The sequence below is a fragment of the Methylobacterium sp. JK268 genome (genome assembly GCF_054052225.1).
The window spans coordinates 1-9634 of sequence record NZ_JBSVZN010000060.1 but is presented as its reverse complement, the minus strand read 5'-3'; the positions used below and the strand labels follow the sequence as shown (position 1 = coordinate 9634).

General features: G+C 72.4%; 9 protein-coding genes. 6 read left to right on the top strand and 3 right to left on the bottom strand.

The features are described 5' to 3' along the window. The 6 genes from ACW9J6_RS34160 to lpxB all read left to right on the top strand — a co-directional run. The coding region (locus ACW9J6_RS34160; RefSeq protein WP_457115101.1) for an IS110 family RNA-guided transposase at nt 1–831 on the top strand (831 nt) is incomplete at its 5' end. A 210-nt stretch (nt 832–1041) separates the two neighbouring features. Then, entirely contained in the window at nt 1042–1371 is a 330-nt protein-coding gene (locus ACW9J6_RS34155) for a BrnA antitoxin family protein (RefSeq protein WP_457120772.1), read from the top strand. A gap of 172 nt (nt 1372–1543) precedes the next feature. Then, nucleotides 1544–2023 carry a 3-hydroxyacyl-ACP dehydratase FabZ gene (fabZ, locus tag ACW9J6_RS34150; protein ID WP_457120771.1) on the top strand — a complete coding sequence of 160 codons (480 nt, stop codon included), beginning with the start codon at nt 1544–1546 and terminating at the stop codon, nt 2021–2023. Beyond that, a complete protein-coding gene (gene lpxA / locus ACW9J6_RS34145; RefSeq protein ID WP_457120770.1) occupies nt 2020–2829 on the top strand; it encodes an acyl-ACP--UDP-N-acetylglucosamine O-acyltransferase in 810 nt (269 codons plus the stop codon). The genes fabZ and lpxA overlap by 4 nt, the downstream gene beginning before the upstream one ends. 19 nt (nt 2830–2848) lie before the next feature. Beyond that, complete coding sequence (locus ACW9J6_RS34140; RefSeq protein ID WP_457120769.1) at nt 2849–3694, top strand: LpxI family protein; 846 nt, start codon at nt 2849–2851, stop codon at nt 3692–3694. After that, complete coding sequence (gene lpxB / locus ACW9J6_RS34135) at nt 3691–4947, top strand: lipid-A-disaccharide synthase (RefSeq protein ID WP_457120768.1); 1257 nt, start codon at nt 3691–3693, stop codon at nt 4945–4947. The genes ACW9J6_RS34140 and lpxB overlap by 4 nt, the downstream gene beginning before the upstream one ends. Nucleotides 4948–5062: 115 nt before the next feature. Here lpxB and gltA read toward each other — a convergent pair whose 3' ends face one another. From gltA to ACW9J6_RS34120, 3 genes are all read right to left on the bottom strand, one after another. Further along, complete coding sequence (gene gltA, locus ACW9J6_RS34130; RefSeq protein WP_457120767.1) at nt 5063–6355, bottom strand: citrate synthase; 1293 nt, start codon at nt 6353–6355, stop codon at nt 5063–5065. A gap of 250 nt (nt 6356–6605) precedes the next feature. Further along, on the bottom strand, nt 6606–8030 hold the full coding sequence (gene gltX / locus ACW9J6_RS34125; protein ID WP_457120766.1) for a glutamate--tRNA ligase: 1425 nt from the start codon (nt 8028–8030) through the stop codon (nt 6606–6608). A 180-nt stretch (nt 8031–8210) separates the two neighbouring features. Then, nucleotides 8211–9563: an IS4 family transposase gene (locus ACW9J6_RS34120; protein WP_457118717.1), complete on the bottom strand. Its 1353-nt coding sequence runs from the start codon at nt 9561–9563 to the stop codon at nt 8211–8213. Between the last annotated feature and the right edge of the window lie 71 nt (nt 9564–9634).

Genomic DNA, 9634 nt, shown 5'->3' with positions numbered 1-9634 from the left:
ACGCTCGCCCGCTTCTGCCGGGACAACCACGTCACCCTCGTCGCCCTGGAGGCCACCGGCGGCTACGAACAGCAGCCCTTCCGCCTGCTCTGGGCGGACGGCCTGCCCTGCGCCCTCCTCAACCCCCGCCAGGTGCGGCGCTTCGCCGAGGCCATGGGCATCCTCGAGAAGACCGACCAGATCGATGCCGGCGTCATCGCGCGCTTCGCCGAGGTGCGCCGGATCAAACCCCGGCCGCCGGCCAGCCCGGCTCAGGAGCGGCTCAGCGCCCTGGTCACGCGCCTGCATCAACTGGTCGAGGCGCGCACCGTCCAGACCAACCAGGGCCGCCTCGTCACCGAGCCGCAGGTGCGCACCTCGGTCGCCGAGATGGTCGAGCTGATCAACCGCCAGATCGCCGCGTTGGAGGAGGCGATCACCGCCCAGCTCAAGGCCGATCCGCTCTGGGTTGCCCTCGATGCGACCTTCCGCACGATCAAGGGCGTGGCCGACCGCACGATCGCCCGCCTGATGGCCGACCTGCCGGAGATCGGCACCCTCTCGGGCAAAGCCATCGCCAAGCTGGCCGGCTTGGCACCCATCGCCCGCGACAGCGGCCAGAGCAGCGGCCGACGCCCCGTGCGCGGCGGACGGGCCGACGTGCGCGCCATCCTGTTCGTGGTCACCAGCTGCGTGCGGCGCTTCGATCCCGACTTCATCGCCTTCGACCAACGGTTGCGCCAAGCCGGAAAGCCCCCAAAGGTCATCCGCATCGCTCTCGCCCACAAGCTGCTCGTGCGCCTCAACGCCAAGGCCCGTGATGTCCGCGCCCAACTCGCCGCCCAGACTTGACACGCCAGACAGTCGCTCACCCTCGCCCTTCGGGCTTGCTCTGCCGACAACAAGGTCGACAGAGCCCTCTCCCCGCACGCGGGGAGAGGGGATCCCGCGTCACCGATTGGGAGCGTCGCATATCGTGCCGATAGCGGTTTCGGTGACCGAAGCGATTCTCCATCATCATGCTCAGCATACGGCCGGCTTCGAGCGAGGAGAGGAGCTTTCATGAGCAGCAGCGACCCTAAACCCTTCGATCCGGAGCACGCCGCGGCCCACGGCTATGCGAAGGAGGATTGGGACGAGGTCTCCGACAATCCGCCCCTGACGGGCGAGGAGCTGGGCCGGATGCGGCGCGGGCCGGAGGGCCTGCCTCCCGACCTCGCGGCGGCCTTCCGCAGCCGCGGCGGGCGCCCGGCCTCCGACGCGAAGCGGGTCCCGATCTCCCTGCGGGTCGATCCCGACGTCCTCGCCGCCTTCAAGGCCACCGGCCCCGGCTGGCAGACCCGGATGAACGAGGTGCTGGCCGAGGCTGCCCGCAAGCTCAAGGTCGCCTGACCTTCCTCCCCGGCCGGTGCAGCAACGGCACAGTCCCGTGCTGTCGCTTCGCGCCGGACGCGATCCCGCCCCCGTGCCGCCGCAAAGTCCTTGCATCGCCTCCCGCTTCCTCGCCATTGACGAACCGACACCCTCGGCCCGCCGGCCGACCGATCCCAGCTTGAGGCCGCGCATGGAGCCCGACACCAAGACCGCCACGCCCACCGCGCTCGGCACCGCCGACATCCTGCGGGTGATGGAGCTCCTGCCCCACCGCTACCCGTTCCTGCTCGTGGACAAGATCATCGACATCGACCGCGACGAGAGCTGCATCGGCATCAAGAACGTCACGGCGAACGAGCCCCAATTCACCGGCCACTTCCCGACCACGCCCGTCTTTCCCGGCGTGCTGCTGGTCGAGGGCATGGCGCAGACGGCGGGCGCCATCTGCTGCGCCCACAAGCTCGCGAACGAGACCAAGCCGAGCCGGGTCTACCTGATGACCATCGACAAGGTGAAGTTCCGCAAGCCCGTCGTGCCCGGCGACACCGTCGAGTACCACATGAAGAAGATCCAGAACCGCCGCTTCATGTGGTGGTTCCGGGGCGAGGCCAAGGTCGACGGCACCCTGGTGGCCGAGGCGGAGATCGGCGCCATGCTGGTGACCGAATGAGCGGCGGCCTCATCCATCCCAGCGCCGTGGTCGAGGACGGCGCGGTGCTCGGCGAGGGCGTGCGCGTCGGCCCCTTCTGCCACGTGGGTCCCGGGGTGCGGCTCGGCGACGGGGTCGAGCTCGTCAGCCACGCGGTGGTGGCGGGCCGCACGACGATCGGCGCCCGCACGCGGATCTTCCCCTTCGCGTCGATCGGCCACCCGCCCCAGGATCTCAAGTACAAGGGCGAGCCCTCGACGCTGACGGTCGGGGCCGACTGCCTGATCCGCGAGGGCGTGACCATGAACCCGGGCACCGCCGGCGGCGGCCTGGAGACGGTGGTCGGCGACCGCTGCGCCTTCCTGGCGAACAGCCATGTCGGGCACGATTGCCGGGTCGGGCACAACGTCGTGTTCTCGAACAACGTCATGCTGGCCGGCCACTGCACGGTGGGCGACTTCGCGATCCTGGGCGGCGGCGCCGCCGTGATCCAGTTCGCGCGGGTCGGCCCGCACGCCTTCGTGGGCGGCCTCTCGGGTCTCGAGAACGACCTGATCCCGTACGGGATGGCGCTCGGCAACCGGGCCTACCTGTCGGGCCTCAACATCATCGGGCTGCAGCGCCGCGGCTTCTCGCGGGAGGACATCCACGCGCTTCGCCGCGCCTACCGGCTGCTCTTCGCGCAGGAGGGTACGCTGATGGAGCGCGTCGAGGACGTGGCGGCGGAGTTCGAGACCCACCCGATCGTCCAGGAGATCCTCGCCTTCCTGCGGGCGGGAGGCAAGCGCTCGGTCTGCATCCCGCGCGAGGCGCCGGGCGCCGCCTGAGCGGCGGAGGAGCGAGGCGATGGAAGCCGGCAGCGTGGCGATCGTGGCGGGGGCGGGCCGCCTCCCCCTCCTCGTCGCGGCGGCCCTGGAGGCGGCCGGGCGCCCCTTCCGCATCCTGGCGATCCGCGGCTTCGCCGACCCGGCGACCCGGCGGCGGGCCGAGGCCTTCGTCGACCTCCTCGACGTGCGCGGGGCGCTCGCCCGCCTCGACGCGTGGCAGCCGTCGGGCGTCACGCTGGTCGGCGCCGTCTCCCGGCCGAGCCCGGCCGCCCTCCTCAACGGGCTGGCCGCCCTTCGCAACCGCGAGGAGCTGCGCTCGCTGGCGCAGGGGGGCGACGACCACCTCCTGCGCGGCGTGCTGGCGCTGCTGGAGGAGCACGGGCACCGGATCCTCGGCGTGCACGAACTCGCCCCCGACCTGATGGCCCGCCCCGGCCCGCTCGGCGCGCGCGAGCCCGACGCGGCCTCGGCGATCTCGATCGCCACCGGGCGGGCGCTGCTGGCGAGCCTCGCCTCCCACGATGTCGGCCAGGCCGCCGTGGTGGCGAGCCGGCGGGTCTTCGCGGTCGAGGGGCCGGAGGGCACCGACCGGATGCTCGCCCGCGCCCGCGCCCTGGTGCGGCGCCCCCTCGGCCTCGGGCGCCCTCCCCCGGGCCTCGTGCTGGTGAAGCTCGCCAAGGCCGGCCAGGACCTGCGGGTCGACCTGCCGGCGGTGGGTCCGCGCACGGTGCGGGCCGCCGCCGCCGCGGGCTGCACCGGGATCGCGGTCGGGGCGGGCGACACCCTGGTCCTGGACCGGGCCGAGACGGTGGCGTTGGCCGAGGCGCAGGGCCTGTTCCTGATCGGCCTGGAGGCGCGCCCGTGACGCGGCCCCTCACCCTGTGGCTGGTGGCGGGCGAGGAATCCGGCGACCAGCTCGGCGCCAAGCTGATCCGGGCCCTGCGGGCCACCGCCCCGGGGCCGATCGCGATCGCGGGCGTGGGCGGCGACGCCATGGCGGCGGAGGGCATGCCCTCGCTCTTCCCCCTCGAGGACGTGGCGGTGATCGGCTACCTCGCGGTGGCGGCGCGGATCCGGCTGCTGATGCGGCGCATCCGCGAGACCGTGCGGGCCTGCGTGGCGGCGCGGCCGGACGTGCTGGTGATCATCGACAGCCCGGGCTTCACCCACGCGGTGGCGAGCCGGGTGCGCAAGGCCCTGCCGGACCTCGCGGTGGTCGACTACGTGAGCCCGAGCGTCTGGGCCTGGCGGCCCTGGCGGGCGCGGGAGATGCGCGCCTATGTCGACCACGTGCTGGCGCTGCTGCCCTTCGAGCCGGAGGCGCATCGCCGCCTCGGCGGGCCGGCCTGCACCTATGTGGGCCACCCGCTGATCGAGCGGCTCGCGGAGCTGCGCCCGGACGCGGCCGAGGCCCGGGTACGGGACGCCGCCGAGCCGGTCCTGGCGGTGCTGCCGGGCTCGCGCCGCTCGGAGATCGACCGGCTGATGCCGGTCTTCGGCGCGGCGCTGGGACGGCTGGTGTCGGCGGGGGCGCGGTTCCGGGTCGAGCTGCCGGCGGTGGCGCGGCACCGGGACCGGATCGCCGCCCTGGCGCAGGACTGGCCGGTGGCGCCGCGCCTCGTCGACGGCGAGGCGGAGAAGCACGCGACCTTCCGGCGGGCGCGGGCGGCGCTCGCGGCCTCCGGCACGGTCACCCTGGAACTCGCGCTCGCGGGCGTGCCGATGGTGGTGGCCTACCGGGTGCCGAAGATCGAGGAGGTGATCGTCCGCCGCCTGATCCAGGTGCCGAGCATCGTGCTGCCGAACCTGATCCTGGGCGAGAACGCGATCCCCGAACTGATCCAGGCGGAGTGCCGGGCGGAGCGGCTGGCGGAGGCGCTGGGGCCGCTCCTCGCCGGCGGGGCCGTGCGGGACGCCCAGGAGACGGCGCTGCGCCGCCTCGACGCGGCCATGCGCCTGCCGGACGGGGACGACCCGAGCCGCAGCGCGGCGCGGATCGTGCTCGCGGCGGCGCGGCGAAGGGACGGTGACGGCGCAGGCTGGATGAGCCCTCCCCCCTTTGCGGGGGAGGGTGCCCGGCGGAGCCGGGCGGGAGAGGGGAACCCGGGTGCCGGATGAACCTGAGACGTCGTGAAGGGCGCCACCTGGATCAGCGCCGCGCCGCCCCTCTCCCGGCCTGCTCCGCAGGCCACCCTCCCCCGCAGAGGGGGGGAGGGTTCGGGCGCGTGGTTCCTCAGCCCCGCTGCGACATCGACACGTATTCGCGCTTGGCCGGGCCGATATAGAGCTGGCGCGGGCGCCCGATCTTCTGCGACGGGTCCTCGATCATCTCCGCCCACTGCGCGATCCAGCCGACCGTGCGGGCCAGCGCGAACAGCACCGTGAACATCGAGGTCGGGAAGCCCATCGCCTTCAGGGTGATGCCCGAGTAGAAGTCGATGTTGGGGTACAGCTTCTTCTCGACGAAGTACTCGTCCTTGAGGGCGATCTGCTCCAGCTCCACCGCCACGTCGAGCAGCGGGTCGTCCTTGATGCCGAGTTCGGCCAGCACCTCGTGGGTGGTCTTGGCCATGATGCGGGCGCGCGGGTCGTAGTTCTTGTAGACCCGGTGGCCGAAGCCCATCAGGCGGAACGGGTCGTTCTTGTCCTTGGCCTTGGCGATGTATTCCGGGATGCGCTCCGGCCGGCCGATCTCCTCCAGCATCTTCAGCGCCGCCTCGTTGGCGCCGCCATGGGCCGGGCCCCACAGGCAGGCGATGCCGGCCGCGATGCAGGCGAAGGGATTGGCCCCCGAGGAGCCGGCCAGACGCACCGTCGAGGTCGAGGCGTTCTGCTCGTGATCCGCGTGCAGGATGAAGATGCGGTCGAGGGCGCGCGCCAGCACCGGATTGGCGTGGTACTCCTCGCACGGCACCGCGAAGCACATCCGCAGGAAGTTCGAGGTGTAGTCGAGGTCGTTCTTCGGATAGACGAAGGGCTGGCCGATTGAATACTTGTACGCCATGGCCGCGAGTGTCGGCATCTTGGCGATCATGCGCATGGAGGCGATCATGCGCTGCTTCTCGTCCGAGATGTCGGTCGAGTCGTGGTAGAAGGCCGAGAGCGCGCCGACGCAGGCCACCATGATGGCCATCGGGTGGGCGTCGCGGCGGAAGCCCTGGAAGAACCGGTTCATCTGGTCGTGCACCATGGTGTGGCGCGTGACCCGGTAGTCGAAATCGGCCTTCTGGGCCGCGGTCGGCAGCTCGCCGAACAGCAGCAGGTAGCAGGTCTCCAGGAAGTCGCCGTGCTCGGCGAGCTGCTCGATCGGGTAGCCCCGGTAGAGCAGGATGCCCTCGTCGCCGTCGATGTAAGTGATCTTCGACTCGCAGGAGGCGGTCGAGGTGAAGCCGGGATCGTAGGTGAACATCCCGGTCTGGCCGTAGAGCTTGCCGATGTCGAGCACGCTCGGGCCGATCGTGCCGTCCTTCTGCGGCAGCTCCACCTGGCGGCCGTTCACCGAGAGAGTGGCGTGGGGGAAGCTCATGGGGTTTGGGACCCTTTCATCAACGGAATGAGCGTCGAGGCACGGGGCCGCGGGTCCGGCGCGATTCGGGGCGCGGGCGGGGCGGCGGGAATTTTGCTGCAGCTGCTCACTCGCCGTCCGGGTTAGCGGATCGACGCTGCCTCTTCAACTGGACGGCCCGAACCGGGTTACAAAATTCACGCGCTGTTCAGGGTCCGCCGCGCGGGCCGCCCGGCGACCGAGGCCGTGAGAGCGATTCGCCAGGTCCGGATCAGGCGGCGCGGGCCTGGTCCCGGAGGCGGCCGAGGCTCTCCTCGCGGCCGAGCACCGCCATCACGTCGAACAGGCCCGGCGAGGTGGCCCGGCCGGTGAGCGCCGCGCGGAGCGGCTGGGCGACCTGGCCGAGCTTGACGCTCGCCGCCTCGGCGAAGTCGCGCACCGCCTGCTCGGTGGCGGCGGCATTCCAGTCGGGCAGCGCTTCGAGGCGGGGCAGCACGCCCGCGAGGCGCTCGCGCCCGCCATTGCCGAGGAGCCCCTCGGCGCGCTCGTCGAGGGCGAGGGGGCGCGGGGCGTAGAGGTAGTAGGCGCTGTCGAGGAGTTCGATCAGGGTCTTGGCCCGCTCCTTGAGGCCCGGCATGGCGGCGATGAAGCGCGCCCGCAGGGTGTCGTCGAGGCGGGCCGGCAGCCCGCGGGCAGGGCCCTGCGTCGGCAGCATCGCCTCGATGGCCGCCACGAGGTCCGCGTCCGGGGTGGACCGGATGTAGTGGCCGTTGAGGTTCTCCAGCTTGGCGAAGTCGAAGCGGGCCGGCGAGCGGCCGATCTGCTTGAGATCGAAGGCGGCGATCATCTCCTCGGTGGAGAAGATCTCCTGGTCGCCGTGGCTCCAGCCGAGCCGCACGAGGTAGTTGCGCAGCGCGGCGGGCAGGTAGCCGAGGTCCCGGTAGGCGTCGACGCCGAGCGCCCCGTGGCGCTTCGACAGCTTCGCCCCGTCCGGCCCGTGGATGAGCGGGATGTGCGACATGCTCGGCACGCTCCAACCGAGGGCCTGGTAGATCTGCGTCTGGCGCGCCGCGTTGGTGAGGTGGTCGTCGCCGCGGATCACGTGGGTGACGCCCATGTCGTGGTCGTCCACCACCACGGCGAGCATGTAGGTGGGCGTGCCGTCCGAGCGCAGCAGCACGAGGTCGTCGAGATCCTTGTTCTGCCAGACGACGCGGCCCTGGACCTCGTCCTCCACCACCGTCTCGCCTTCGGTCGGCGCGCGCAGGCGGATCACCGGCTTGACGCCGGCGGGCGCCTCGGAGGCGTCGCGGTCGCGCCAGCGCCCGTCGTAGCGCAGGGGCCGGCCCTCGCGGCGGGCCGCCTCGCGCATCTCGGTGAGTTCCTCGGGCGTCGCGTAGCAGTGATAGGCCCGGCCGGCGGCGAGCAGGCCCTCGGCCACCTCCCGGTGCCGGTCCGCGCGGGCGAACTGGTAGATCACGTCCCCGTCCCAGTCGAGGCCGAGCCAGGACAGGCCGTCGAGGATGGCGTCGATGGCGCCTTTCGTCGAGCGTTCCCGGTCGGTGTCCTCGATGCGCAGCAGCATCCGGCCGCCCGTCTTCCGGGCGTAGAGCCAGTTGAACAGCGCCGTGCGGCCACCGCCGATGTGGAGGAAGCCCGTGGGCGACGGGGCGAAGCGCGTGACGACGGAGGACATCGAGGACGTGAACCGGTCAGGAGGAGGTGGGGACGGGCACCGGTCGGGGGCGATGAGCTCCGGTCGACCCGTCGGCGAGCCGTCCTGTAGCACGCGCGCGCCGGGGCGTTAAGGAATCTGGTCCGGGGCCGGGCGGGCCGCGGCGGGATGCACAAGCGCTAATCCCCTCTCCCGAGTGGGCTACGGCCTTGACGGAAGTGAGTCGGGGTCTGCGAGGATTGCGCCGGCGAGCATGGCGGCGAAGCGCTGCCAGCCGCGGGCCATGATCTTGGGTCCCGGCGGCTTGCCGGCGACGTTCCAGCCGCCGTGCCGGGCCACGATCCAAGACAGCCAGGCCAGCGTCCCCGGTGGGTGTGGGTTCTGCAGGCGTGCCGTACTGCCCTCGCAGGCCCGGCCCAGCTGCGCCACCACGGGCAAGGCGACCGCGTCGAGCACGTCCTGCATCGGCCGCCCGCCGCCCGTGCGGGCATCGACCAACTGCAGGATGCGCACCGCCGCCCCCAGCGCCAAAGCCGCCAGCCGGAACAGCTTGTCGGGCACCCGCATCTGCGTCGCGTCCAGGCCCAGCCCGTCCCGCTTGAGCGCGCGGAACACCTCTTCAATGCGCCAGCGCAGCCGGTACAGCCGCACCGTCTCGCGCGCCTCGGCGGCGGTCGCGACCGGGCGCGTGCTCAGAAGGTGCCAGCACAGCGGCGCCTGACCGTCGGGCGGGGTGGGCTCCTCCACCGTCACCAGGCTCAGCGGCAGCGCGCCCGGCAGGCTCTTCGGCTCGCCCGCTGGCCGCTTCACCACCAGCGATCCGGCCCGCAACTGCACCCGTGCGGTGCGCTCGGGCCGGCCCGGCCGGGCGGGGACCGTCACCGTATCCTCGGCCAGGACCGGCCAGCGCGCCGCCTCCGCCGTCATCGCGCCCCCCGTGGCCAGCGCCCGGTCGTGGCGGGCGCGCACCAGCAGGTCGGTGCCCGCCGGACAGCGCGCGACGTGATCGTAGATGTCGCCTTCCTGGTCGGCCACCACGATCAGGCTCGCCGCGCTCTCGCCCAGGCGGGCCTGCGCGGCCTGCGCGCCCACACCCCAGCGCCGGCTCTCCTTGTCCGCGATCGGCCGGCCCGCCCGCGGCTTGACCGGCGCGTCCGCCCGCGTCCAGATCTGGGCATCGACCAGCCCCAGGATCGCCTCGTCCTGTGCGTCGACCGCCACGACCGGGTGCAGGAAGAAGCCGGGATTGCGCCCGTTGCCGGCGGGCCCGAGCCCGTGACGGCCCGCCGCCAGCGGGGTGAAGTTGATCTCGCTCGTGTCCTGCACCGCCACGACCGCGCGGCCGGCACAGGCCTGGGCCGTGCGCGCGCCAAACGCCCGCAGGATGGCGCCCACGCTCGTGTGCGGCGAGGACAGGTAGCGATGGGCTGCGGCCGTGCCGGCCTCGCTGCCCCCGACCGTGCTCAGCACCACGCTGCCGGTGGTCACGATCCGATCAAACAGCCAAGCGCCGCGCGCCTCGGTGCGGATGTCGCCGACCCCAAGTCCGTCCATGCAAAGCCTCCCGCACAGCGCAAAGGCTCACAACACGAACCGAGCGAATCAGATCCGTACAGGCCGTAGCC

What these genes read in the sequence shown, in the direction of transcription:
- ACW9J6_RS34155 (WP_457120772.1), top strand. Translation starts at nt 1,042, where the DNA reads ATGAGCAGCAGCGACCCTAAACCCTTCGATCCGGAGCACGCCGCGGCC.
- fabZ (WP_457120771.1), top strand. Translation starts at nt 1,544, where the DNA reads ATGGAGCCCGACACCAAGACCGCCACGCCCACCGCGCTCGGCACCGCC.
- lpxA (WP_457120770.1), top strand. Translation starts at nt 2,020, where the DNA reads ATGAGCGGCGGCCTCATCCATCCCAGCGCCGTGGTCGAGGACGGCGCG.
- ACW9J6_RS34140 (WP_457120769.1), top strand. Translation starts at nt 2,849, where the DNA reads ATGGAAGCCGGCAGCGTGGCGATCGTGGCGGGGGCGGGCCGCCTCCCC.
- gltA (WP_457120767.1), bottom strand. Translation starts at nt 6,355, where the DNA reads ATGAGCTTCCCCCACGCCACTCTCTCGGTGAACGGCCGCCAGGTGGAG.
- gltX (WP_457120766.1), bottom strand. Translation starts at nt 8,030, where the DNA reads ATGTCCTCCGTCGTCACGCGCTTCGCCCCGTCGCCCACGGGCTTCCTC.
- ACW9J6_RS34120 (WP_457118717.1), bottom strand. Translation starts at nt 9,563, where the DNA reads ATGGACGGACTTGGGGTCGGCGACATCCGCACCGAGGCGCGCGGCGCT.